This window comes from Bacteroidia bacterium (assembly GCA_041391665.1).
In the GTDB taxonomy this organism is placed as follows: Bacteria; Bacteroidota; Bacteroidia; order J057; family J057; genus JAGQVA01.
This window is the reverse complement of sequence record JAWKNO010000001.1, coordinates 1,980,183-2,006,690: the sequence shown is the minus strand read 5'-3', so window position 1 is coordinate 2,006,690 and position 26,508 is coordinate 1,980,183. Positions and strand designations below refer to the sequence as shown.

Sequence of the window (26,508 nt, the reverse complement as noted above, 5' to 3'; positions counted from 1 at the left end):
GAAAATCCGTTTCAAACGGTTTGAAACGGTTGGAGGCTGAGACAACTCCTTCAATCAATTGACAATCAGCTACTTAGCAGAGATATCCCTGGAAAAATCCGTTTAAAACCGTTTGAAACGGTTGGAACTGTTGTAGACAAAGACAGCCTCTTCAATCAATTGACAATCAACTACTTATTAAAATACATTCCTCAAAAAATCCGTTGCAAACCGTTTGAGACGGTTGGAACGGTCGAGGCAGAGACCACTTCTTCAATTGATTGACAATCAGCTACTTAGTATAGATATTCTTGGAAAAATCCGTTTGAAACCGTTTGAACGGTTGGAGGCAGAAGCCAATTTCGCAAACAACTGTAAATCAAATACTTACGAAGCACAATTCCTGAAAAAATCCGTTGCAAACCGTTTTAAACCGTTTGAACTGTTGTAGACAAAGACAGCCTCTTCAATTAATTGACAATCAGCCACTTATTAAAAATATTCCTTAAAAAATCCGTTTAAAACTCCTGGATATTGAGAATTATCACACAATTAATTGATATTCAACAAATTGCATCTCCATATATTTTCCTAAAACCGCTACAAACAGGTCCTTATTGGACTCTGCGACTGGTATCCGTTTAAAGCCGTTGAAAACGTTTAAGTCTGGTTGAAACGGATTAAACCGCTTAATCGGTTTAATCCGGTCTAAACCTTTAAAAGTCCTTTGTGATGCCAACCCTCCGGGGGCCTCAAACGGCTCTATACCTCAACCTTACTGTTCTCCCTTAAACCTCCCGATCGCATGCTTACTGTACTCCGAAAGAATGAGCTTGCCGCTCATCTCCGCCCGCTGTTCCAGCAATTCGCCCCAATGCTCCGTGCCCTCCCAAAAGGCTTTCTTCAGCATCCGCAATGCATCCGGATTGGAGGCCGCCAGCTTTTCGGCAAGCGTGGTTATAGCATTATCCATAACCTCAGCTGAGTCATATACTTCGGCAAATAATCCTCGCTGCATCGCCCATCCGGCAGTCTGCCATTCCGTGGCGTTAAGCGCAAGCTGCGACATAGCCGAAACCCCGATCTTTCGCTCTACCGCCGGCCCCACAACAAACGGACCGATACCTACTGCAAGCTCGCTGAGCCTTATCTGGGCAAATTTTGTAGCCAAACAGTAATCTGTAGCCGCTGCTAACCCCACTCCGCCGCCTACGGCTTTCCCCTGTACCCGGCCTATGATTATCTTCCCGCAAGTGCGACAGGCGTTGATGACCTTTGCAAAGCCCATAAAAAACTTCTTCCCTGTCTCAAAATCTCCAATCTGTATAAGCTCGTCAAAACTCGCCCCTGCACAAAAGGTGCGATCACCACCACTGCTCAATATAATCACTTTCACGGCTTCGTTTTTCCCGGCATCCTCAATGGCAACCGCAAGGTCGTTAAGAATTTTTCCCGGCAAAGAATTTTGCGCGGGATGAAAAAAAGTTATGGTGGTAATTCCGTCGGGTTTGGCTTTTACCCTGACATATCCCTGATTCTGATTTTCTTCCATAAATAAAATGCTGCAATTTACGGGAAAAACCGAAAACAATTACTTCTCCCTCAGCATGAATATTTACCGTCACGTACAGCGTTTTGCCCTTCCGGTAAGTCTGTTTTAATAATCCTAAATGGTATGCGGTATATTTTACTCTTCTCTCTTTTTTTCACATGGTCGCTTCGCCTCTGGTCTCAAATCGATTCTGTGGCAAAAACGAGTAATGTAAGTACCCGCATTTCCGGAGAGGAAATCATGCTTTCCGGAGCGAGGGATCTGATGGATGTCCTGCGTCTTGTACCTGGATTTTCTTTTGCCGCAGGGGAGGAAGGAAGAGTGGGTGCGGGTTTTCGGGGAATGTGGTCCGAAGGAAGAATGCGGGTGGAAATTGACGGACAATTGGTCAATGACCTCTTTACCGGTGGTCTTTCTTTTGGAAATCATTTCCCAGTAGATTTTATCAGGGAAGTTGAAATTGTTAAAGGGCCGTCATCTGTTGCAGAAGGGCTGTTTGCCCAACAGGGCGTGATTCGTATCCATACCAGCAATGGGGCGGAGCAGTCGGGGTTCTCCGCGGGTTATTCCGGCGGGCGAATGGACGGCGGTGCCAACCGGAGCAACCAACGCGTGTATCTGGGTAAAAACTGGAAAAATGCCAGCCTCAATTTTTCGATCTTCCGCGGACGCGGCCAAAGAAGTGCCGGCAATAGTTTTGCCTGGTCGCCCCCCGGCAACCTCACTGGTCGGGTGATCAATCTCGCAGGTAATTCAGACCTCGACCCGGCTTTCACCCAACTTCACCTCCGGCTTGGAAAATTGCGTTTGCGTTATGCGCGCGATTACTACGACTTCACCGACGTAACCCGCCTCGACAGCTCCGGTATCCCCAAAATCCACCCCAGCATCCAAAATAACCTCCTCCTCCTTTCCCACGACTGGATTCTTTCACCCAACATCACCATCTCCCCCCAACTCGCCGGAATTATCCAGTTTTCGCGCTTCCGGGGCCTCCCTGATTCGACCATTCGCATGGTTAGAAATCAATACAGCAACCAGCTCAGCTTTAGGCTCGCAGCGCGTCATCTGACACCTTCGGGAGAACTAAACTATGGTCTGGAAATATTTGGGCAGGGCAGCAACCGTGTCCAGGAAAGACCTAATGTCTTGAACGACACCCGCACATTTGCTGCGCTTCAAAGTGATCTCTTTTTTGAAAGTATAATCAGAAAATCTCAAATTGATTTCTCTCCGGGTATTCGCCTCGGTATCAACAGCGCCTTTGGCAAACTCATTACTGCCCGGCTGGGTTTTCACCGCGCCTGGAACCGGTGGGATTTTAGACTACTGGCTGGCACTTACCTCCGCATTCCCACTGCAGGCAATTTTGCGATGTCGTATTTCAATGGTTATTCCTTCAACAAAGACAGCACAATGATCAATATCCAGTCCAAATACCTCCGCCCGGAAGATGCTTTTCTGGGGGAATTTGCAGTAGAATGGAAACCCACACCCGCATGGTCTTTTACCCTCAACCTGTTCCGAAATGCTCGTCAGAATGCCATAGAGTATGACTTTTACCAGGACAGCCTGATACGCCGCACGCTGGGTCCACAAGCTGGATTTGAAGTGTACCGAAACGGCCCGGGAATCGGCACTCAGGGACTTGAAGCCGAAGGGAGGTATAAATCCGCATTCGGGTGGCTTACAGCTGGTTATAGTTTTTACAGCCCGGCTGGCAGCACTTTCTCGCGCCCAAATTCGGTCAGGGAATTCAGCCTTCTGCCAGCGGGAAGGGAATTGGTCTCCGAAAAAGAATATCTCGCATTTGCCCGGCACCGGCTGAATTTCCATGCCTGCTACTTCCTCCGAAAAGATCTCAGCGCCAACCTTTCAGGTAGTTATATCGGTCGCAGATTTGGGTACGATTTTTCTCTGCCCGCCGACCAGCCCGGCATACCGGAAGGCGCTCTTGTCCGGGTATCCCCTACCCTGCTCCTGAATGTTTTTTTCCGCTACAAAGGCTGGATATATCGCGGACTTGACCTGGGGCTTGGTTTCTACAACATCCTGGGGCAGGAATACCGGTATTATCAGCCCTATTTCGGCAATGGAGGTTCGCTCCCCGGACAGTCGCGGGAGATTTTGCTCACCTTGTCGCTGGATATAGGTTTTCGGGAGAAATGGCGGGAGAAACTCACCCGGTAAGGAATTAAAATTTCAATACCTACATCTACGATGGTTGGAGGAAAAGGTCCCTCCCTTTGGTCGGGATGACTGCCCTGGCAGTTTGAGTTTCGCTTCTCCGGCTGGAGAAGCGACTTGGTAACGGGGCGGATCGTAACCTCCTGATGGAGTCCTTCGGACCTGACGAGCGATAGCGAGGAAGGGTCTTTTCGCACATACCATCGCAGGTGTAGTGGAAAGAAGTGTAATATGCTCATTTTCAGGGGAGAACGAGATGATTTGTTGAGGGACTAAAATTCGGTATCAGGCCATTAGCGTTATCTTCTAACATACTGAAATATAATTGTGTCTTGAATCAGGGATTTTCCCTCACAGTTTAATAAACCTTTGGCATAAAGAGAAAAGGCCAGACCTTCCCGAATATCCCGATTTACTTTTACGGACAACATGGTTTCTTCCTGATTTTGATCAAGAAGATATGTCTGCTTAGGTAATGACCTGCCTTTGCGGGAGTCAACAAAATGTTTTTCAATCACTTGGAAAGCCGCAACCTGCGGAAGAAACATTTCCACCGAGTCAATGTTTATTGTAAAGGGGTTTTCTATGTTCTCACCTTTCAGATACACATGAAATTCATTCCCTCCCCACACGGAGGTATGGATGAAAAGATTACCACAATCAGACTTCACGACGAAGGAATCCTGCTCGTTTATTTTAATCGGATAACTGAAATCACATGAGACGAGGGCGAGAGAGAGGAAGAAATAGAATAGCTTTTTCATCTCTTTTTATATTTTCCTATATCAGAAAGGGAAATATTCTGCCCCCAATCTTCCAAAGATCGGGGGCAGTTCCCACAGGGAACGGGGTGAGTTCAACCTCAACGCTCCAATTCGGTCTTTTTCGCTTCCTGCAACATGACCTCAATGGCTTTTTCAAGCTGCTGGTCTCGTCCCTTTTGCGCCGGACCCGGCATATTTTTCACCTGAAAGTCAGGAACTAGTTGCTGGTTTTCCAGATACTTGCCATCCATTCCCTTGACTCCTACCTGTGGAATGCCAAACGTAAGTGTTGGATCGATCTGTCTTTCCCACCACACAGCCGTAGCTGTACCGGGAACCGGCATTCCTATGAGTTTTCCGATCCCGAGTGCCTTGTACACATAGGGGAAAAAGTGGGCATCCGAATAGTTGCCTTCTCCCACAAGTACCGTAGAGGGTTTTGTCCATTTATCCTGTGGTTCGCTGCCAACTTTCTGCCCGCGGGGTTCAAGGGTAACGTACATTTTGCCACTGAGGAAAGTCGCCAGATCGTCATGCAACCAGCCGCCACCATTAAACCGGGTATCCACAATCAAAGCATCTTTGTCTGCATATCGACCCAAAACTTCCGAAAACACTTCGCGGAAACTCCCGTCGTCCATCCCTCTTACATGCACATATCCAACCCGGCCGTTAGATTCTTTTTCGGTCTCTTCCCGACGGGTCTTTACCCACCGCTGATACAGCAACTCTGACTCTGCACGCATGGATATGGGTTTTACCGTCACTTCCCAGCGTTTCTGGTTTTGAGGATCGTACATGGAAAGCAGGGTATGCTCGCCTGCTTTTCGGTTGAGCAGGGTAAAGAAATTCATCCCTGAAGGGATTTCATTTCCATCAATTTTTTCGATCACCTGCCCGGCTTTGATACCGGCCTCAGCTAGTTCGAGGGGACCTTTTTCCAGCACTTCGGCAATTTTTATTCCGGCACCGGCATAGGCAGGGTCGTAAAAAATCCCAAGCGAAGTGGTCTGATTTCCGGCAGGATTTGCATTTCGGTAAAAACACCCGGTGTGTGAACCATTGAGTTCGCCCAACAACTCACTCATCATTTCGGAGAAGTCGTTGTTGTTGTTGATATAAGGGAGAAAACGGGCGTACTCCGCCTTCAGATCAGTCCATTTTACTCCGTGGAGATCGGTTACATAAAACTTTTTGAGCACCTGACGCCACATATGTTCAAACATATAAGCTCTTTCTTCGGGCAGATTGAGGGTCATTTCTGCTTTAAAGCTCACAGGGGTTTTATCTTTTTTGTCAGTGTCGATTTTGTAAATTTTGCCGCTATTGAGCACAAACAGGGTTTTCCCTTTGGCATCCATCAATAAAGAGCCACCACGTTCTTCGAGCTTGGTGATGATTTTGGTTTCATCCTCCTTAAGGTCGTGCATCCAGAGGTCATGCCCTTTTTCAAAACTGCTCAGGTAATAAAGTTTGGTTCCATCAGGTGAAAGTACGGCGTCTGACAAACTGGAAGAATGAATGGTCAAACGTGCAATGCGGTCTTCAATATTGGTCAGGTCAGGTTTGAGCGGATCTGCGAGTTCGGGTGTAATGATCCAGGGTTTCGTTTTGTCTTTTTCCCCTTCTTTTTTCTTGTCCTTGGGTTCATTTGCATCCTCCTTCATTTTCTCGATCTCATAATCTTCTTTGCTGAGGCGAAATTTATCCCACGCATCCTTGGTAAAAAACATCCCAAAAACATCATCCTGCGAACCCCAGCTTGCATGGGAGCGCATCCCCCGGCTATCGTTAAACCAGATCATCATTTCTCCATTCATCATCCATTTGGGTGCAGCGTCGGTATAGCCACTGTTGGTGAGATTGACTACCGGTAAACCACCTTCAGCACTGACGAGTCCGACTTCGTTTACCCACCTGCCCCGGTCGATAAAGGTTACGAGAAACCATTTCCCATCCGGAGACCAGTCATACCACTGATCGCCATCGGAGTATGAGTAGTTTTTGTCTGCGGGAAGAATCACCCTTGATTTTTTTGTTTCCAGGTTGATCACTTTTAACGTAGTGCGCTCTTCGAGATAGGCTACTTCTTTTCCGTCAGGGGAATAGGAAGGTTGGAAGGTTTCGGCAGGGGAAACGAGGATTTCATTTTCCTTCAAAATCGTCGAAACATAAAAATACGGCTCTTCATCCCTGGTCAATTGTGTTTCATATAGATTCCAGCTGCCATTTCGCTCGCCTGCGTAGAGAATTTTCCTTCCGTCAGGACTAAAGCTGACTGACCGTTCCTGCTCAGGAGTATTCGTAATTTGTTTGGTCAACCCACTTTCCACAGCAGTTACAAATACTTCTCCCCGCACAACAAAAGCCACTTCCTTTCCATTGGGAGAAAGATCCATTTCTGTAGCGCCATTCGTGATCACTTCTACTTTTGTGTCATTGTATTTTTCATCAATCGCGATGGCAACCGATACTTTTTGGGGCTGTTGACCGGGAGTAAGGGTAAATATTTCGCCCCGGTAACCGTAACACAAAACTCCGGCATCTGATATAGACAAAAAGCGCACAGGATGGTCGGTATAACTGGTGATCTGTACCGGCTGGGATGGATTGCTGAGAGCCAGTTTCCAGACATTAAAAGTTCCGCTTTTTTCACTGAGATAATAGACTTCTGATTCGTCTGTACTCCAGACCGGGTTGCGATCTTCGCCTTCAAATGTCGTAAGCTGGGTGTGGGTATCTTTGGCCTTGTCGTAAAGCCAGATATCGCGGGTAACCGAAGACACATGGTGTTTGCGCCAGTCATCTTCCAATCCTTTCACATCGTGATAAAGGATACGGTTACCCTTTTTGTCAGGGCGCGCTGCTTCCAAAAAATTGCCGAGCTCCATCCGGGGCATTCCGCCATTTAGCGAAACAGAATGCAACTGGGGAAACCCGCGTGAAGGAAAATCTGTACTGGTCTGTGGCACCATCCGCGCAGAGGAAAACAGAACACGACTGCCATCGGGAGTAAAAGCCGAGGGGTAATCCTGTGCAGAATGAAAAGTCAGGCGTGTAGCAACACCACCTGCGGAGGGAATCGAAAAAACATCAAAATTTCCGTGGCGGTCTGAAGCAAACGCAATTTTACTTCCGTCAGCAGACCATACTGGCATAAAATCATGTGCATCATGGAGTGTAAGCGGCGTTGCCATTCCACCGGATGTATTTACCCGGTAAAGGTCTCCTTTGTAAGAAAAAACGATCGCACTTCCATCGGGAGAGATCGCCGGATACCGCATCCATAGGGGAGAATCATCAACGGCAAATGCGCCCGATAACGAAGAAAAATACATCGTAAAAAACAAGGCAATCAATCTCATGTTAATTTTATTTTTGAGCATGGGTAGTAGAAAGGATTCGGTTTCGATATTACTTAATTCTCAGAGAGAATTCCAGTAAAAAATGTACTGACCTGCTGGTCAAAATTGCCGATTCAAAAATGATCGCTTTATACTTTAACCAATATTGTGCGCGTTTGGTTAATAATGTCGGTTTAACTGAACGAATAGTTCTTCAGTAAAGCGTAATTTTATTCCCGTCGACCCATTTACATTCCAGGCTATGATTACTCTCGTACGGAACCCTTTCTTAACCGTTGAACTTCAGGACAATATTGCCATTATCTGGCTGGATCAGCAGGATTCTCCTTTGAACAAAATCTCACCGGAGCTTGTCCTCTCATTTGCAAAAGTTGTAGATGAAATTGAGCATAATGCGGAGATCAAGGGTGCCGTACTTATCAGCAGAAAAAAAGACTTCATTGCAGGCGCCGATATCGAGCAATTTTTAAGAATGGGGCCGGGGGAAGCCGCCGAGTCAGGCATGATTGGTCATGGTATTCTGAACCGGCTCGCTGCTTCGAAGAAAAATTATATCGCCGCTATCCATGGTGCCTGCATGGGGGCAGGACTGGAAATCGCGCTCGCATGCCACGGTCGGATTGCTGTAGAAGAAAAATCCACTGTTTTTTCGCTTCCCGAAGTCAAGTTAGGTCTTTTGCCCGGTGGCGGAGGTACCCAGCGTCTTCCCCGGCTGATCGGCATCCGCCAGGCACTGGAAATCATGCTTACAGGCAAAAATGTGTATGTTTACGAAGCAGAAACCCTCGGCATCATTGACCGTACCTGCACATCAGATCAGCTGTTGGACCAGGCCAAAAAAATCGCAAATGCGCCGCGAATCCGAAGGAAAAGTAAACTTTCCTTTTCGCAAAAGCTGACAGAAATGCTTCCGGCAACCCGGGCGCTGATATTCCAGAAAGCACGCGAAAAGGTAATGGAGAAAACCCAGGGCAACTACCCCGCACCGCTCCATATTATTGACTGTGTAGAAGCGGGCTTTCGCAGCGGGGTGCGCAGGGGATCGCATATGGAGATTCAATTTTTTGACGAGCTGGTACAATCAAACGTCTCCAGACAGTTGATCGGCGTATTTTTCTCCATGACAGAGATGAAGAAAAATCCTTACCAGACCGCTTTCACACCCATTGGACAAATCGGCATAATCGGTGCAGGGCGTATCGGCGCAGGGATTTCTGTTACAAGCGCCATCAATGGGTTTGATCTCAGGGTGAAAGATCTCTCTAAAGCCCCACTGGATAAAGTACTCACTCAGTTGCAAGCCGATCTTCAGCGAAGATTGCAGAAAAAGGCGCTGACAATCACCGAGTCTAATCGTATTGCAGAAAACGTATATACAGACACCAGCTATTCCGTATTTTCTGGCGCAGACATCATCATTGAAACCGCAGAGGAAAACCTCGCCCTTAAGCAACAAATTCTCAGAGAAACAGAAGCTGTCACTCCTTCCCACTGCCTTTTTGCTACCGGAACTGCCTCGCTTTCCGTTTCAGAAATCGCAAGCGTATCTCAAAGGCCTTCTCAGGTTGTGGGGGTAAACTATTTCTATCCTGTCAGTGATACACTTTTGCTGGAAATCGTTACCACCGAAAAAACCAGCGAACAAACCATTGCCAGTGTATTTGATATGGGTGTGCGCCAGGGAAAAACGTGTATCGTGGTGAAAGATGGCCCGGGGTTTTATACCAACCGTATTCTGGCAGCTATGCTAAATGAGGCCATGATCCTGCTGGAAGAAGGCGGAGAAATTGCAAAAACTGACTTCGTCATGCAAAAATTCGGGTTTCCCATGGGCCCTCATGCACTCATGGATTTACTGGGACTCGATATTTTGCATAAAGGGACATCTGGTGCTCTCCAGAACCTGTTTGAATCCAGAGGTGGGAAATTTGGTGTCAATCTTGGGAAAATGGTAGAAGAGGGTTATTTCGGAAGAAAAAATAACCGCGGTTTTTACCAGTACACCACAGGTGAAGATGGTAAAAAAGTGAAAGGGGAAATCAACCGTGAGGTTTATAAGCTTTTGGGCGGCACAAAACGCCGTACCTTCTCCAGCATCCGTATTCAGCACCGGCTGGCTTTGCGACTGGTCAATGAAGCGGCTTATTGCCTGGGGGAAGGGATTATCCGATCGCCCCGCGATGGAGATATCGGCGCGATCTTCGGACCAGGGTTTCCCGCATTTCTGGGGGGGCCATTTCGATATGCCGATAGCATGGGGATTCCCAAAATCCTCCACATGCTGCGCGAACTGGAAGATGACTTTGGAAGCCGTTTTAAGCCTGCGCCTATTTTTTCAGACCTGGCAGAACAAGGCATGCGGTTTTATTAAAAGGAATATGAATCCGACATGGAAATTCCATGAGATTGCGTAATTTTGGGCATGGAAGTGACACCCAATAGCCCCTATATAATTGCAGCCATCGGTGCTATACTTATGTTATTGAGCTATAGGGGGATCCTTCGTAAACAGGTTCGCACAATCTCCGGTATCCGTACCTCCGCTGAATTTATTTACTACCTCGTCATTGCGGCCTATATCGCCGGGGCATTGGTCGCTACGGCATTTGCTACCATACAATTTCATATCACGCGCGGTTGGTGGGGGGCAATACTGTACCTGCTTTCTGTGGTTTTTGCGTCTGTATTTATCCATAAATTTCGCAGTATCGTCAGAGGAATTTTGCTGGGAATAAAACGAATGCTCACTCCCAGGGCTAAACCGCCCGGGCCTTCCCCCAAAACCTGGGCTCTGGCAACTGTAGCCATTATGTCAAATGTCAAAGGATTAAGTCATCATCTGCTTGGGGGTGCAGAGCCCTCCGAAAGGAGAAAAGCTCTCGCCCAAAAACAACTCAGCAAAGAATGGGAAATTGACGACGCCGAAGAGTTTGAGGAAGTCCAGGAATGGCTGTTTGAAAAAGGACATCGGGCAGAATTTAGTGAGATGATTACAAAAATCACCGCCATGACGCCCATGCAAATTGACGAATATGTAAGACAGTTTATTCCGACGATCAAAGATGCGCAGGAAAGAGAAGAAGAAATTCACCGGGTGGAGATGATCAGGAATAATCAGGGTGATGTGCAAAATACAAGTTTCCTCGCCTGGGACGTTCTACGGTTTATTGACAATTGTCGTACAGGTTATCTGGCAGAATATATAGATGAAGAAGACGCCTGGAACAGAATCATTTCAGCTGCCCAGGTATTGCAGTCGCGTTTTGATTCATGGCAGGAACTGGCTGACAGCTTCCTGCTCGGAAGAGAATTCTGGTCAGGAGTGGAAACCAGTCGCGACGGAAGTGTGTATCAAAAGGCTTACGAAAGACTCATTCAGGAAGAAAAAAGTCCCTGGAATAAAATAATCTGGGATTTGCCGTTATATAACAGAGGATGATTTGGGTGGATTTAAATTAGCGCACATGCAGTTTGGATATATAAGTATAGCAGCAGGGCTTATTCTGATATCAAATACATTATTTTCTCAATCAGAAAAGCTCCAGATCGCAGATATGAATAAAGACGGCGTATCTGATACCCTGCGGTGGGAATCAGATTTCGGGACGAGTTTTGGGTACACACATTATACGCTCTCCGATGGGAAAACCGGGCTTCGATTTGAAGTAGATAAAGGGGGGTGTTTTTGTGAATTTCTCGATATCATTCCCATTACAGATCAGATGGCCGCAAAACAAAACCAGTGGGTGTTAAAGGTACTGGAACAACAATGGAATGGTGAAAAACGGTTTTCCACCCCCGACCTGTCTTTGCATTGGCTGATTTCGGGATACCTCAACAACCGCAAACCGGTCAGAAATGCTTATTACTCCCAGATCATTTCGCCTGCCGTCAAATGGGAGACGATTCCGATGAATATTCCCCCACCCTATTCCATTCAAATCAAAGGCGACACGCTTCAGAAGCTGGCTGCTTACTTCAGAGAAAATTATCTCGCAGACTGGGAAGACAATAACCGGTCAGCACAAGAACCACTAAAACAAGCCTGGCTGGTGTATTACGCACAAAATCTTTCGCCTCAAAATACACGAAATCCTCGCCCCGACTTTATTCTGGCTGATTCGAGCAGTAAATACCAGGTCTATGTAACTGCCCATGGTGTTACGGTTAAATCCGGAAACCGGTATCGCTGGGTGTTTATTTCCGATGCCATGTTGACCAATGGCCCCGAAAAATTGCGCTGGTATTCGATCAAAAGTGCGCGGCTGGTCGGTGATATGATCATCATCCATCACTTCGGTGGAATGAGCGGAGGTGAACATATTTTTATCGCCGACATTGTCTCCGGGAAGGTTGGCAGACTGATCCTAGACCCCTCTGACCCGGAATACGGAACAGAAGAACTTACCTATTTACTCAAAGGAGATCAAATTACGATTACCATTCCACTCATGGAAGATTCTCCCAGAAAATATACTATCACCGAACTTCAGCAAGCACTTAAGGAATGAAAAATCTGCTTTTTTTACTGCTGCTTATCCTTTCTTGTTCCTCCGCCTTTGCCGGAGAATGGGACACAAACCCTCAGCTCTGGGGAATTGGGGTAATCACAACAGGCGATTCTTCGGGTTTTATAGCTGAAAATGTACCGATGATTCTGCCCTTTGGTGTTGATTTCCCTATCTATGAAAGCCCCAATGGTCCGGTAATCGGAACCATCCAATCCCCAGGCGGGGAAAATTACCAGTTTGCTCGCCCCGTGTTTATTCTGGCCGGAAAGACCCAAAAACAATTCATCGATGAACGGGACAGCAGAGAAATTAATTACGATGCTTCAGGGCTGATATTTTTTGAAGAGAAAGATGGGTTTCTTCGGATTTTGTCCCACACCCTTCAAAAACCTGCCTGGATCAAAATCGCCAACCTCCGCGCCTGCCATCTCAAACCCGTTCGGTGGATGGATCACATACTTCAAATAGGTTCATCTCTGTTTCATCCGCATGATACGATTGCCCTGAATCTGCGCAAATCACCGTCTCCTTCAGGCGAAAAAATCACCAGCATGAAAGGGGATACCTATCTGATCGCTTTTACGGGCAACAGACAAGGCTTGTGGGCAGAAGTAGAAGTAACGCTCTATGATATTCACCCTTGCGAAGGAGACGCAAAAATTCAAAATACATGGAAAGGCTGGGTCAAATTGATGGACGATGCAGGTTTTCCCAATATCTGGTATTATACCGGAGGCTGTTAATTGACAACCTCGCTCTTTTTCACCGTTTTCTTCAGCGCTAATTCCCGCTTCATCAGCTTTGCCCAATACCCTGAAAGCGGTACGCCCACAGCTGCCGGCAAAATCCAGATTATCCAGTTGAAGCCAAAATCAGGGATAAAATTGCCCATATTATTGACCAGAAAAGCCGTAAACACCGCAATAAAAGCGCCGATCATGGCGCGCATATGGTGATATTTCCACCACAGGCGATCCTGCATCTCTGTCTGGCGAAAAACAATAAGGTCAGTGCGTGAAGTCATAAAAATAAAAAATGCAAAGACCATACACAGAATGGCCAATACCATCCCCCGACTGCCATTAATCATTAGTATCCAGCCCCCATAACCCGCCAGTCCGATACCGGTAAGCATCGTTGCCACGGCTACCCAATAGTCGAGATGTGTATGGCTGCCGGGCGTCTTACGCCGGAGTACCCGGTATCCCGAAAAAGTCAGATAACCACTGAATATTGATACAACAAGAAGAAAAATATTAAACCTGAAAAAGCCAATCATGATAAAAGCGGTTGCCACGATTGTAGCCATACACCAGGTAAACAGACGCCCCAGTTGTTTATGCCGGGCATTTCCTTTTCCGGGAGCAATGATTAGATAAGCACCACCCAGCAGGCAAAAAGCACCCGCCAGAATGTGGATGACCATAAGTACTGTGTGAAAGATTTCCATTTTTTCGCAGATTTTATTTTCCTGAATCTACGATTGAAAAATGCCGGCAGACAAAGCATAAAGCCGTTTTGGGACTAATAACGGGTATTTGGGGTGAGGCGTGATTTTGTTTTTTGATTCTAAAGAAAATCGTTTAAATTCACAACCGTACAACCATGGTTACACAAATGTCGTATGAAAGAATATATTGCATATAAAGGGCAAGCCTTTCAAATTGAATGGTACTATTCCGAAAATGGAAAAAGCCAGCCGCTTGATTATGCGGAAAGGCTTTCCGTAAAAGATAAAGCAAAGCTTGCAAACCTTCTGCGTTTGATGGGAGATATAGGAAAGATTCGGGGAGAAGATAGGTTTCGTAACGAAGGGGATCAAGTATATGTGTTCAAACCCCAACCGCATAGATTTTTATGTTTCTTTGTCTCTGGACAGAAGATTATTATTACAAATGCCTTTCAAAAAAAGCAGCAAAAACTTCCTAAAGGAGAAAAAGACCGTGCATTAAGAGCAATGAATGACTATCAGCAAAGAATACAGGAGGGTAATTATTATAAGCTCTAATTTAAACAATATGAATACAATTGAACGCTGGCAGCAAAATCCAGAATTCGGCAAATTGGAAAGTGAAGGATACCGTGAATTAGTCTTATCAGAGCTTTTGTTGGCGATCATGGATGAGGATGCGAAATCCGTGCGTGAACTAGCAAAAGCTGCTGGTTTATCTGGAACAGCTATCCAAAAAATAAGATCCGGCAAATCTAAAGATATGGGTCTTAAAAACTTTCTACATGTTATTGAAGCCTGTGGTTATAATCTTGTTCTGGAAAAAAATGGAAAACAAATTCCGCTCCATTCATTGGGTAAAGCATTATAAACCACAATAGAAATAAATAAAAATTTAAGCCCCCAATACTTTCCGGATGGCGGGTAAATATTTCCGGGAAACGGGGATGAGAATTTCTACATGTTTGAGGCGGAGCATCAATCCATTCGAAGAAGGCTCCCATGTCAGTACCTGCGAAAGGTTTACAATAAATGACCGGTGAGACCTGACCAGATTCTGCCCCTCCAACTGAGGCTCCATCATAGAGAGCGTGCCCCGCAACAAATATTTTTTCACCTGCTCATTTTCAATCCAAAATACTTCCACATAGTTGTCTGCTGACTGGAGGTATAACAACTGTTCGGGAGAAATCTGCAATACATCACTTTTGCCTTCTCCTTTCAGCCAGAGGTTTGATGTATTTTTCGCCAACTGTACCGGGTGCGAAGTGAATTCCCCCGCAATTTTCTCATAGGTTTTCACCTTTTGATACAGATACAGCATATACACAGACAAAAAAGGAACAACCGCAACCACAGCCGTTCGCTCTACCACCATCCAAAGGGTACGCAGACTAAAATCACCAAAGTGGTTGATTGCATTGTGATAGAGAAAATTGGCAACCGAAATAAAAAGAATCATCCAGACAATTGAAAACAGTTGATCGCCAATTCGCTGAACCTGACCTGCAAACCGAGGCATTAGCCGATCAAAAAATAATTGGTTGATCAGTACAGAAATCATCGTAACCCCGCCATAACCAATCACTACCCAAAATTCCCACCAACTCCTGAGTGTCACATGAAACGGGCGAAAAAGCAATAAAACCATACATACAGCGACTCCACTGAGCAGAGAAATAAGTAATTGTTGCCACAGCGATGCGGACGGCGTATAGATCGGTATGCGGAAAAAATTTTTGATAATCCCAATTTTATAAAAAGACTGATAGAATTTAAAAAAAAAGCCCCTTCACGGGAAGGGGCAAATATAATCAGCTTTTCTTTTCGGTTAGCTCTTCGATGATTTCATCTTCGAGACGGCAACTTTCGTTGATGATCAGGGAATAGATATTATAGACCAGATCGGGGTTTAGACGATATTGTTTGCCCATCTCCACCGCTTTGTTTTTCACATGCTCTACGCGGTGAGGCTGCATCATAGGAATGTCGTTTTCGCTTTTGTATTTGGCGACATCCCGGCAAATATCATACCTGCGCCCAAGCGCTTCAATGATCGTTCTGTCTAACTGATCTATCTCATTTCTAAATTCTTCCAGACTAGGCATCGTTTTTAATTTTTATCATTTGCGGGCCGCTGAGTTCGCCCATCTCAAAGTATGTGGGGTCAAAATCTCCCCTCACGGCTTTTACAATGGCTTTTACCAGCGGATAAACTTTAATCATAATCTCCTTAAATTCATTGTGCGGATCGGAAAGCGCAACAATCGCCCCCCCACTTCCTATGGTAATTTCTTCACCAGCCATGACAGCAGTACGGATGGCGATATTTAATTCGGAAGTGCCATTCAACCCCAAAAATCCTATCGAGCCGGTATATACGCCTCTTGCCAGTCCTTCTACTCTGTCGATAATCTCCATCGTCCTTATTTTGGGGGCGCCTGTGATAGAACCTCCGGGAAAGGTTGCCTTAATACAATCGACTGCACTCAGATCGGACCGAAGGCGTCCTTTCACGGTACTTACCATCTGGTGTACGGTGGCATAACTTTCAATGGCCATCAGATGAGGCACACTGACTGTACCGACTTCACATACACGGCCCAGGTCATTGCGCAGCAAATCCACAATCATAAGGTTTTCTGACTGATCTTTTTCACTGCTTTTCAGCCTTTCTTTGATTTCTTCATCAATGACAGGATCAGCGGAACGCTCCAATGTGCCTTTGATTGGTTTGGTATAAACCCATCCGTCAGGGCGAATATCGAGAAACTGCTCAGGAGAAGAAGAGATTACCGATACATCCCTAAACCGCATATACGTGGAATATGGCGCAGGATTCGTCTCGCGAAGTACACGGTACAAATAGTATGGATCGATATCCAGCTCTGTAGAAACGGAGTTGGTCAGGCAAACCTCATACGTTTCCCCATCAACAATATTCCGCTGGCATTCTTTGATTGCTTCAATATACTGATCGTAGCCTTTGTGCAGTTTAAAGCTGACCTTTTCATCTGAAGATTGCAGAACCAACGGTGTCATCGGAGATAGATGCTGAAGTTTTTCACGGGTCCCTGTAATCCATGCTTCCGCTGCTGTACGATCATTTTTTGAGGTAAGTGCCAACAGATACGTGCAGTTCTCTTCATGGTCAAAGACAATGAGTCGCGAAGCAAATACAAACACCGCATCGGGAATTTTGGCGTCCAGCGCACCTACCGGGGCACAGTCCTGCTTGAGTTCATAACCGAGATATCCCACAAATCCGCAGTTGAACTTAAAAGGAAGTCCCTCAGTCATTGTGGCGAATTCTTTGATCTTTTCATCGAGAAAATCAAATATGGTTGAACCTTCGCGGTAATTGACCATTCCGTGCTGTTCCACTTTCAGTAGTTTTTCGCTGGATTTGTAGGTAACCAGAATATCTTCTTCACTCTCCCCATATTTTCCCATATAAGAGAATCTGGAAAGTCCTCTCTCCAATTTACTGCTATCCAGCCAGAATACATTTTCGTCGTCTCCATACAGGTTGTCAAATACCTGATGTGAATCTGGATTTATCTCCAGCTTTTCATATATCACCTCATACTTTTCACCCTGATTGCGGAAAGCAAAATTGTGGTCCATGCTAATCCCCCCGGCATCAAGTTTCCGGTCAGCCATTCCATTTTCCTGATAAAACTTCTCCGTGATCTGGAAAAAGTTGCGAATCAGGTCATGGCCAAACGAAGTTTTAATCGACTCCGGATGAAACTGCATGCCCCATAATGGAAACTCTTTATGCCGGATGCCCATCAAAATATCGTCTTCTGTCCAGGCCAGTTTTTCAAAACAGTCAGGAAGATCATTGTTTACCACCAGAGAATGATAGCGCACGACAGGAAATCCCTGCGGAATTCCTTTGAAAAGCGCATTGTCGTTGTGCCACACATTGCGGATGCGGCCATGCATTGCATAAGGCGCGTGTTCGACTTTTCCGCCAAAATAATGCCCCAGCCCCTGATGTCCCAGACATACTCCCAATACTGGAATATCCCTGATGGTCTTTAACACATCACCACAAACACCAAAATCGGCAGGAACCGAAGGATTGCCCGGTCCGGGGGAAATGATAATGTTGTAGGGATTCAGTTCGCGGATTTGCTCAATTGTAATCTCATTGTTGTAGAATACGATCGGCTCGTGGTTGCTCACTTCAGCAATTTGCTGAAACAGATTGTAAGTGAAGGAATCGTAATTGTCGATAATCAGTGTTCTCATTGATACGAATAGGTTAACAGATGATATGAATTTCCCTACCTGAATTGATACAGGAAAAAAATTTGGTGGGTAACCTGGGCCTGGTTGGCTATATGCTGATCTGATATCAAATATACAAAAACATAAATACCATACTTATTCAGCCTGATATAAAAGGAAGATAATCTGCTTCAACTGTCAGTTTTATCCCTTAAACCGATGAGCAAAGATCTCCCGACATTCTTCCGCCAGTTTTTGGGCATGGTTCTTTTCGCTGGATAATGAATGATTCATTAGTTGCTCAAATCCTTCTTTATCAGCATTTTTAATCATATCGTTAAAGGAGGATAGGCTCCCCAACAAGGCTTCTCTGGCCATTTCGCCGTATGGATTATCCGTTTGAATTTTCCAGTAAACTTCGGGGTTTGCCGTTTTTATTCTTGAAAACAATGCCAGCAGATTGAGATGAGGCGGAGGAGAAACCGGAATATTGCGATCTGCGTCGTAATTCATTTTTTCGAGCATAAACCCAAAGCTGATAATCGCTGCATGTGTGGCTACCTGCGTCATCGCCGTGAGCATGTCATGCTCTTCAGTAGTCATCCAGGTAATGCGACAACCTTGTTTTTCCACAAAAGAAGAAAACCATGCTGTAGCAGAATTCGGGTTAAATCTCACAGCCACCATACTGCTACCTTTCATTCCAAGGTCTGGCGCAAACATCGGATTGATGCTCAACACTTCCCGCTGAATAGCGCGCTCATTGATGATCGAAGCAATGGTGCTTTTTACGGAAGTCGTTTCTACGATCAATGTTTCTTTTCGGGCATGCTGGAGAATCGTTGGCAGCAATGGATAGACTACTTTTTCAGGTAGACAGACCAGGATTACATCTGCAACGGATATTTCCTTTAGTGTAGATTCGTTGGGGGAAAAGAGATTGCAGCTGATATAGTTTTCGGGCGCAATTTCGCCTTCCGCTTCTGGCTGGAGATCTACGCCGGATATTTTCAGATTTTCCTTTGACAACAGGGTATGAAAAAGTTTTCCAAAACCTCCATTCACACCCAAAATAAGTATTTTCATCTGTCAGAAATTGCGGGTTATTACTACCACAGATTTTTCATGGTTTCTGCGACCTTTTCTTCCGCGCCGGCAAAACGAATCAGTTCCTTCAGCTTCGCTGAAGCCCTGCCGGAAACCAGTATCTCGCGGGCCATGTCGGTCCCCTCCCGATAACTCCCGGCTTTCCCCGATACATAAAACGCCGCACCGCAGTTCATCATCACCAAATCGCGCAGCGGACCGGTTTCCTCTCCATTCAGGATCTCAAAAAATGCCCGTATATTCCTTTTTTTGCCCATTTCCCGTAGTTCGTCCCGCTCTGCCTGAAGTGTCATAGGGTGATCCAGCCTGGCTTTTTCTTCTTTGGTGAGTGTCAGAATGGATGCCACCGGGCTTTGTTTCAAACCAAAATCTTCGGGCGTAACCATATACTCCCTGATCTTTCCGTCCTTCAATTCTGAGACAAATGTTTCTCCTACGTTGGAAAATTCGTCAAGCCCGTCCATTCCATGTATAACCAGTACATTCCGGTAATCCATCTTCTGAAATAAACGGGTCAGCGTTTCGGCATATCTGGGGTCAAATACTCCATAAATTCGGTTCTCCATAGTGAAGGGAGAATATACCCAGGAAATCAAATGCCAGGGGGTAGGATATGATAAACCGATGGTTTTCAGCTTGACCAGAAAATCCATCCGGTTTTTAAACTTATCCGTCAGTCCGGGGGTATAAAAAGCAGATAAACCCAATTCTTCCAGACTTCTGACCGCATGACCGGAATCCACGCTATAAGGATTTATCCCGATCTGCGTGTACAAATCGGCACTTCCGGTATAACCGGTATAACCACGGGTAGCCTGTTTTGCCACGGACAAACCTCCGGCAGCAAGTACAAAGCTGGAAATTGTGCCGACATTGATCGTTTTGATCAGGTCTCCTCCCGTACCAGATATATCGATGATATTGGAAGCCGGCACAGTGGTTTCCAGTTTGACAGACCGGTCGCGGATACTTTCGACAAAACCCAATAGTTCTTCGGCTGTGGGGCCTTTGGCCATTAACCCAAAAGTAAGGGCGAGGAAATAGAACCCGTTGCTGTTCTCTTTGTCAGGCACGGTATCTTCATCGCTGATGATATCCAGCGCCTGTTTAATTTCGTCGGCAGAGAGCGTGTGTCCGTAAGCCAGTTTCTGGAGGATAGGTGTCGTGTTTTCCAGCATGGTTATACAATTTTTATTTGATTACCCCCAGCTCTTTGCCGGTTTGGGTAAATGCTTCAATGGCTTTATCCAGGTGATGCAAATCGTGTCCGGCAGAAAGTTGTACCCTGATACGCGCTTGTCCTTTGGGCACGACCGGGTAGAAAAATCCGATCACATAGATACCATTTTCGAGCAGTTTGGCAGCAAAATTTTGAGCCAATACGGCATCATACAGCATGATTGGTACAATCGGGTGGGTACCCGGTTTCAGATCAAACCCTGCTGCCGTCATTTTTTCACGAAAATATCGGGTATTAAACTCCAGCTTGTCCCGAAGTTCTGTCGTTTGGGAAATCATATCCAATACGGCAATACTTGCTCCCGCAATGGATGGTGCCAGCGTATTTGAAAAAAGGTAGGGCCGTGATCGCTGGCGCAACATTTCGACAATTTCTTTTCTGCCGGAAGTAAAACCACCTGAAGCTCCGCCCAATGCTTTTCCCAATGTACCAGTGATGATATCCACTCTTCCGATTACGCCGCAATGTTCGATGGTACCACGACCTGTTTTGCCCATAAATCCTGTGGCATGGCATTCGTCCACCATCACCATTGCGTTATAGCGATCTGCCAGGTCACAGATTTTGTCCAATTGGGCAATGGTACCATCCATGGAGAACACGCCGTCTGTTACAATCAGCCTTGTACGGCAATGGCTGCTATTTTGCAGACATTCTTCCAGACTGACCATGTCGTTGTTTTTGTAGCGAAACCGCTCCGCTTTACACAATCTCACACCATCGATAATACTGGCATGGTTGAGTTCGTCAGAAATAATCGCATCTTCCGCACCGAGAATCGGCTCAAATACACCGCCGTTGGCGTCAAAGGCAGCAGCATACAGAATGGTGTCTTCCGTTCCCAAAAATTGGGAGATTTTATTTTCCAGAATCTTGTGGATGTCCTGGGTACCACAAATAAACCTTACCGAAGACAGGCCATATCCATGGGTATCAATGGCCGTTTTGGCAGCCTCAACTACAGCAGGGTGCGAAGAAAGCCCCAGATAATTGTTGGCACAAAAATTTAACACCCGCTGACCACCCGAAACGGTAATCTCAGCTGATTGTGGGCTGGTAATCACCCGTTCGTTTTTGTATAGTCCTGAAGACTGAATATCAGCGATCTCTCTCTGTAAATGTTGGATAAAATCTGCGTGCATATGTTTTAATATTTCTGTTTCGGGGGCAAATACGAAAGATACGATTGGTTCGTATATTTTGTAAAGTTAGGTGAAACTTTGTAGATTTCGATATAATTCCACTCCATTATGAATATGAGGGGTTACTTTTTAGGAGGATTGTTCGCCCTCTTCATTGTTTTGATTTCAGGAACACCCGCAAAAGCCCAAAGCACTTCTGCAAGGTTGTCTATTATCAACCTTGAAGCTTTTCCAGGTGTTATCAACGATACCAGTCAATATTCTTTTGATATTCCGGTCATTAATGAAGACCCGATCTTTGCGATTAATGTTCCGGTTTCGCTTTTTATGTCGGTAGATGGCGGGCCTGCTCTCCCATTACTCAGCAATTATTCACTTCCCTCGCCTACACTCCCCGGCGATACTGTTTTGCTTCCGGTACAAAGCTATCTGTTTGATGCCACGCGTTTTACCGGTGGTGGTATTACGCATGATATTATCGTATGGCCCATGGCTTATGGGGTGATTTCCAATGACTCCGCTGCCAAAAGTGTCATTTTCAACCATACCATGGCCAACCTAAGCCATAAGCTGGCTGTTGCAGAACCCATGCCTGTTCCCGGTATCATTATAGAGGGCACTTCTTATAGCTTTGATCTCACGGTTGTCAACCAGGACCCATCTCGCGATTTTATTCATCCGGTTACCCTGATGCTGTCCGTAGATGGAGATGCGCCTACCCAACTTGTCGAAAATTTCAGCCCGGGCCTGGCGGTTGCACCTGGAGATAGCTTTACAATTCCTGTATCCAATTATGTATTTGATGCCGCCCGGTTTGGCGGTGGAAGTGTTACACATGATATCATTGTCTGGCCTATGGCTTTTGCCGTTTTAGAGCCAGATACTGCCGTCGCGCTGGCATCCTTTGTCTGGGAACTTTCTGTAGGGGCTGCGAATGAATCAGAAACTGCCGGTACCGGCAATGACTATGGTTTTGTCGCCGAGCCGGTTCCTTCAGGTATTGCTCTGTCATGGGAAACCGGATACGAAAAACCCGGCGTTATTTTCGAAATAGAAAAAGCGGACTTACCGGCACAGCTGTTCTCCGGCTTGTTTGATATACCTGGTACCGGCAATTATGAAATGGGCAGTTATTATACCGTCCTTGATGAAGCGCCTCACAACGGAACCAATCACTACCAACTGATCGCCTATACGCCTACCGGTGGTAAATTTACCCTGGCTTCAGCAACCGCCACCTGGACACAAACAACTGATCATCAAAATGTTGATCAGCCATTTGTCCACAATAATCCCTTCGATCAAAACCTCACGTTTACCGTTCCCATGGGACAAAGAGGTCCGGTAAGATTATTTATTTTTGACCAGACAGGCCGAAAAATATGGACAGGCCAGTTTGATGGAATCCGTGGAGAAAACACAATCAATGCTGATCTTTCGGGAAAATCATCGGGCGTTTACTTCTATATGCTGGAGTATGGGGGAAAAGAGGTAAAAGGAAAAATCCTAAAGAGATAAACCTCTGATATTTCTGATCGATTCAATGAATAGCTGATAGTAGGTGCTATTCTCCTCCACCTTGGAGGCAAGATAAATTTCGTACGGAATAATCTGATTGTTGCCAATCTCGGAAGCGGGAAACTGGGCAATATAATGTTTGTAAGCAGATTTGATAAATACAGTTTTGCCATCCAGTGCGGCTGTATTGAGTCGCATGATTACTGTCAAAAATTTTGACACATGCCCATAAAACTCATCTTTAAGTAAGGATTTGAAATTTTTCCTCAATGCACGCCATGCTGATTCTGCATGTTTATATTCTTTCGCTTCAAAAAAATTGACGATTTCAAATACGTGCACATAAAGTCGCAATTCCTCATCAACCATAGAAAAGCCTTTGTGCGATTTTATTTTTTTGACAGCATCTACGGCTTTATCGTACATCTCCTGACTGAAAAACTGGTCCGCGCGACTGATCAACAGGTACAGTTCGTGCACCTCGTTGCGGATGATCTCCTTTTGGGAGAATGCCTCTTCCAATATCCGGGAGGCACCTTTGAGATCACCGGTCAGCTTCTGATTGTAGATTTTGGCCGAGTAATAGTAAAATGCAAACTCCTTGTAGTTCTGCTTACTATGGAGCAACAAATCATCGTACAAGAGTTCAATCTGGGTTTCGGCTTCTTCAAGTTTCAGCAATTTTTGCAGAGAGTTCACCCGCCAGATCCGCATCATTACCCGAGTCGAGTGATTGTCTTTGTTGAACAGTTTGTTTACTTCAAAATCTTCAAATGCATTTTTCACATATTCATTCAGCTCGCTATAGGCCGATTTTTGAATCAAAATTGTTACAACCGCCTTGAGGATCATGATTTTTCCGGAGGGAGAATGAAAAATATCCTTATGCTCTTCGAGCCGGTTTCTGATATTCTCCATCGTTTTGATCACCGTTGTCGTTTTGCTGTTGCGCGAATAATTGCGGCGGGTAAGCTGCTGGGTGATCATCCCGAGAATTTCACTGTTTGCGCGAAGGATTTCAATTTTCCGGAGGTTGTCTTTTCGGCGGCTAATGACAGCTTCAATTTCAACATCTACATGAACGGAAAGTTGAAGCATCTCATCATAGATAATTTCAAGTACATTAAACTGGTCGTAATCGGTAGCTACTTTTTCGGCTTTCCGGAGGCTGTAAAAAGCTTCACGATAGAGGCCCCGTTCCTTATAGAGCACCGACAATTGAATATTGCTATATGACTCTATCGAGTTTTTATAGTTGAAATGATAAAAAAGAAGGCTTTTTTCAAGATTGCTCAGGAGCTTGTTGCGGAGACGGTAGTAGCTATTTTTGGATTTGGCATCCGTACCGCCGTAAAACTGCACGATCACATCGTTTTCGGAGTCTTTAAAATTACCGGACCGGATCGCGTCAAAAAGAACCAGCAGCTTTTTCTCCTCATCGGCCTTAAACCGGTTGGACAGGATTTTGAAACGCCTGACTTCGTCGCTGGTAAGATTTTCTATGATTCGTTCCAGAATATCCACAACAGTAAAAGGCTTGGATTAAATAAAGGTACAGAAACATAAGAAAAATTTAATTAAATCGCAGAAAAATAGGGCATTTATTCGAAAAAAAACGCCAAAACTCTTTCGGTTTATGGAATTTATTCCATAAAAATTGAATAATTAAAGGTAAGAAATTCAATTATCCCCTGGTTTATTCGTCATGGGGAATATTACCTGCGGCGATTTCGATAAGGCGGTTTGCCCGCTCTTTGCCCAAATAGGCATCGATCACTTCGTGAAACAGATAAATCAGGGGGGTGAGTACCACTGCCATAAAAAACTTATAGATGTAACTCATTGATCCAATGGTAAGCACCATGATCAGCGTCCATTTTCTTTCGGGCGGAGGTCCTATATAAAAAGCTACAAAAAGTACGACGAAGCTATCGATCAATTGAGAAACCAGCGTAGAACCTGTCGCTCGCAGCCAGATTTTGGAAGAGCCGGTCACCTTTCGAAGTAGATGAAAGACCCGCACATCGGCCAGCTGGCCGATGAGAAAAGCACATAAGGAACCAATGATAATCCAAAGCCCCTGGCCAAAGATGCGGCCAAAAGCCACATTAATATCTGGTGTGATATCGGCATTCAGCTCGAGCCAAAATCCTGCAGGTTTTACTTTCATGGCCAGCAGTACCATCAGATAGGCATAGGATATCAGCCCCACAGCCATAAATGACAAAAGCCTTACGCCCCGTTTTCCGTAATATTCATTGATCACGTCGGTCATGATAAATACGACCGGCCAAAGCAAAACACCTACGGTAAGGTTGAAAGCAAGCCCGCTTTCGCCAAAAAGCGTCATATTCACAGGAGCAAGACCAAAGGTTTCTTCCAGTGAAAAAATCTTAACGGCGATAAACTCAGCTATCAGGGCATTGGTGATAAAAAATCCGCCCAAAAATATAAACAGGAGGTTTTCTTTTTTGTACATCGGGTAGAATCAATACTCAAATCGTTGTTGCAACGTAAATTAAGCAAAATCTTTTACATTAAACACATACCCTTCTTTTGCGAGAAGTGTGTTTGGGAAAACGGATCTTGCTTCATCCAGAAACGGCTTCAGATCTTTATATCGTGCGGAAAAATGTCCCAGCAAAAGCTGGTTGACTTCCGCCGCACTTGCTATTCGCCCGGCATCCAATGCGGTACTATGGGAAGTTTCCTGTGCCCTTGCCTGCATATCATTCAGGAAAGTGGACTCATGGTATAGCAGTCTTGTATGTCGAATATGGTCAATCAATTCTTCGTTGTACCGGGTATCCGAACAATAAGCAAATGAAAGGGGATTTTCTGGAGGAAGGAGTACATCATCCGGGGTAATAGTTCTCCCGTCTTCCAACTCCACCTGGTTGCCCTGCTTCAGCAAACCAAAGTATTGATTGGGCACTTCAAGGGCCTTGGCTTTATAGAAGTCAAAACGGGGGCGTTTGTTGATTTCGACAAACTTGAATCCCCGGCAAAAAATCCGGTGTTCGAGCGGAAGCGCATACACCTGATAACGATCGGTTTCATATAACACAGATCCAGGCGCGAAGTCTTCTGTCGGAATAAATTCCAGCTCAAAATTGAGATAACTGTGGGTCTGCTCAAATACCAGATCCAGTATATCTTTCAAACCGGAAGGCGCAAAAAGTTTAAGCGGAAAGTTTCGCTCATACAAACTCAATGAGTTGAGCAAACCCGGTACCCCTAAAATATGATCTCCATGGAGATGAGAAATAAAAATAGCATCCAACCGGGAATATTTCACCTTTGCCCGAAGAAGTTGAATCTGGGTACCTTCACCGCAATCCACCAGATGATGACGGTCATTGATCGTTACAACCTGAGCAGAGGGCAATCTTGAATTGGTAGGAATGGCAGCGCTTGTTCCCAGAATTTGAACTTCAAACACGCGTATTTTTTT

21 protein-coding genes are annotated in these 26,508 nt (G+C 45.4%); 8 read left to right on the top strand and 13 right to left on the bottom strand.

Annotation, left to right across the window (positions count from 1 at the left end):
* Nucleotides 1–754: 754 nt before the first annotated feature.
* Nucleotides 755–1,531, bottom strand: coding sequence for an enoyl-CoA hydratase/isomerase family protein (locus R3D00_08465; protein ID MEZ4773202.1), 777 nt, complete (start codon nt 1,529–1,531; stop codon nt 755–757).
* 123 nt (nt 1,532–1,654) lie between these two features.
* On the opposite strand from R3D00_08465, the gene R3D00_08460 reads away from it, so the two are divergent.
* Nucleotides 1,655–3,721, top strand: a complete 2,067-nt coding sequence (locus R3D00_08460) for a TonB-dependent receptor plug domain-containing protein (protein ID MEZ4773201.1) — start codon at nt 1,655–1,657, stop codon at nt 3,719–3,721.
* A 296-nt stretch (nt 3,722–4,017) separates the two neighbouring features.
* Here the strand turns inward: R3D00_08460 and R3D00_08455 are convergent, their stop codons facing one another.
* Together R3D00_08455 and R3D00_08450 are read right to left on the bottom strand one after the other, a co-directional pair.
* Nucleotides 4,018–4,482, bottom strand: coding sequence for a hypothetical protein (locus tag R3D00_08455; protein MEZ4773200.1), 465 nt, complete (start codon nt 4,480–4,482; stop codon nt 4,018–4,020).
* Between the two features lie 98 nt (nt 4,483–4,580).
* Complete coding sequence (locus R3D00_08450; protein MEZ4773199.1) at nt 4,581–7,820, bottom strand: S41 family peptidase; 3,240 nt, start codon at nt 7,818–7,820, stop codon at nt 4,581–4,583.
* A 268-nt stretch (nt 7,821–8,088) separates the two neighbouring features.
* On the opposite strand from R3D00_08450, the gene R3D00_08445 reads away from it, so the two are divergent.
* Genes R3D00_08445 through R3D00_08430 form a run of 4 tightly spaced genes read left to right on the top strand, consistent with a single transcriptional unit; the run spans nt 8,089 to nt 13,101 of the window.
* Nucleotides 8,089–10,218, top strand: coding sequence for a 3-hydroxyacyl-CoA dehydrogenase NAD-binding domain-containing protein (locus R3D00_08445; GenBank protein ID MEZ4773198.1), 2,130 nt, complete (start codon nt 8,089–8,091; stop codon nt 10,216–10,218).
* A gap of 51 nt (nt 10,219–10,269) precedes the next feature.
* On the top strand, nt 10,270–11,286 hold the full coding sequence (locus R3D00_08440; GenBank protein ID MEZ4773197.1) for a DUF1266 domain-containing protein: 1,017 nt from the start codon (nt 10,270–10,272) through the stop codon (nt 11,284–11,286).
* A gap of 25 nt (nt 11,287–11,311) precedes the next feature.
* A complete protein-coding gene (locus tag R3D00_08435) occupies nt 11,312–12,358 on the top strand; it encodes a hypothetical protein (protein MEZ4773196.1) in 1,047 nt (348 codons plus the stop codon).
* Nucleotides 12,355–13,101 (top strand): hypothetical protein, encoded by a 747-nt coding sequence (locus tag R3D00_08430; protein MEZ4773195.1) that lies wholly within the window; start codon nt 12,355–12,357, stop codon nt 13,099–13,101. The genes R3D00_08435 and R3D00_08430 overlap by 4 nt, the downstream gene beginning before the upstream one ends.
* On the opposite strand, the gene R3D00_08425 is transcribed toward R3D00_08430, so the two are convergent.
* On the bottom strand, nt 13,098–13,808 hold the full coding sequence (locus tag R3D00_08425) for a hypothetical protein (GenBank protein ID MEZ4773194.1): 711 nt from the start codon (nt 13,806–13,808) through the stop codon (nt 13,098–13,100). The two genes, R3D00_08430 and R3D00_08425, sit on opposite strands and share 4 nt — an antisense overlap.
* A 174-nt stretch (nt 13,809–13,982) precedes the next feature.
* Here R3D00_08425 and R3D00_08420 point away from each other — a divergent pair, with 174 nt between their 5' ends.
* Together R3D00_08420 and R3D00_08415 are read left to right on the top strand one after the other, a co-directional pair.
* Entirely contained in the window at nt 13,983–14,366 is a 384-nt protein-coding gene (locus R3D00_08420) for a type II toxin-antitoxin system RelE/ParE family toxin (protein MEZ4773193.1), read from the top strand.
* Nucleotides 14,367–14,376: 10 nt separating this feature from the next.
* A complete protein-coding gene (locus R3D00_08415; protein ID MEZ4773192.1) occupies nt 14,377–14,679 on the top strand; it encodes a hypothetical protein in 303 nt (100 codons plus the stop codon).
* A gap of 24 nt (nt 14,680–14,703) precedes the next feature.
* Here the strand turns inward: R3D00_08415 and R3D00_08410 are convergent, their stop codons facing one another.
* The 6 genes from R3D00_08410 to kbl all read right to left on the bottom strand — a co-directional run bounded on the left by R3D00_08410 (nt 14,704) and on the right by kbl (nt 21,536).
* Nucleotides 14,704–15,459 (bottom strand): LytTR family DNA-binding domain-containing protein, encoded by a 756-nt coding sequence (locus tag R3D00_08410; protein ID MEZ4773191.1) that lies wholly within the window; start codon nt 15,457–15,459, stop codon nt 14,704–14,706.
* 163 nt (nt 15,460–15,622) lie between these two features.
* Entirely contained in the window at nt 15,623–15,916 is a 294-nt protein-coding gene (locus R3D00_08405; protein MEZ4773190.1) for a chorismate mutase, read from the bottom strand.
* Nucleotides 15,909–18,068, bottom strand: a complete 2,160-nt coding sequence (pabB, locus tag R3D00_08400; protein ID MEZ4773189.1) for an aminodeoxychorismate synthase component I — start codon at nt 18,066–18,068, stop codon at nt 15,909–15,911. Before pabB ends, R3D00_08405 begins: the two co-directional genes overlap by 8 nt.
* A 183-nt stretch (nt 18,069–18,251) precedes the next feature.
* Nucleotides 18,252–19,133, bottom strand: a complete 882-nt coding sequence (locus R3D00_08395; protein MEZ4773188.1) for a prephenate dehydrogenase/arogenate dehydrogenase family protein — start codon at nt 19,131–19,133, stop codon at nt 18,252–18,254.
* A 23-nt stretch (nt 19,134–19,156) separates the two neighbouring features.
* A complete protein-coding gene (locus tag R3D00_08390) occupies nt 19,157–20,332 on the bottom strand; it encodes a hypothetical protein (protein MEZ4773187.1) in 1,176 nt (391 codons plus the stop codon).
* A 13-nt stretch (nt 20,333–20,345) separates the two neighbouring features.
* Nucleotides 20,346–21,536, bottom strand: a complete 1,191-nt coding sequence (gene kbl, locus R3D00_08385; GenBank protein MEZ4773186.1) for a glycine C-acetyltransferase — start codon at nt 21,534–21,536, stop codon at nt 20,346–20,348.
* 108 nt (nt 21,537–21,644) lie between these two features.
* Between kbl and R3D00_08380 the strand changes: the two genes are divergently transcribed.
* Nucleotides 21,645–23,054 carry a T9SS type A sorting domain-containing protein gene (locus R3D00_08380; protein ID MEZ4773185.1) on the top strand — a complete coding sequence of 470 codons (1,410 nt, stop codon included), beginning with the start codon at nt 21,645–21,647 and terminating at the stop codon, nt 23,052–23,054.
* Here the strand turns inward: R3D00_08380 and R3D00_08375 are convergent.
* The 3 genes from R3D00_08375 to R3D00_08365 all read right to left on the bottom strand — a co-directional run bounded on the left by R3D00_08375 (nt 23,043) and on the right by R3D00_08365 (nt 26,496).
* Nucleotides 23,043–24,578: a hypothetical protein gene (locus tag R3D00_08375; protein MEZ4773184.1), complete on the bottom strand. Its 1,536-nt coding sequence runs from the start codon at nt 24,576–24,578 to the stop codon at nt 23,043–23,045. The two genes, R3D00_08380 and R3D00_08375, sit on opposite strands and share 12 nt — an antisense overlap.
* A 172-nt stretch (nt 24,579–24,750) precedes the next feature.
* On the bottom strand, nt 24,751–25,533 hold the full coding sequence (locus tag R3D00_08370) for a queuosine precursor transporter (protein MEZ4773183.1): 783 nt from the start codon (nt 25,531–25,533) through the stop codon (nt 24,751–24,753).
* A 39-nt stretch (nt 25,534–25,572) separates the two neighbouring features.
* Nucleotides 25,573–26,496 (bottom strand): ribonuclease Z, encoded by a 924-nt coding sequence (locus R3D00_08365; protein MEZ4773182.1) that lies wholly within the window; start codon nt 26,494–26,496, stop codon nt 25,573–25,575.
* Between the last annotated feature and the right edge of the window lie 12 nt (nt 26,497–26,508).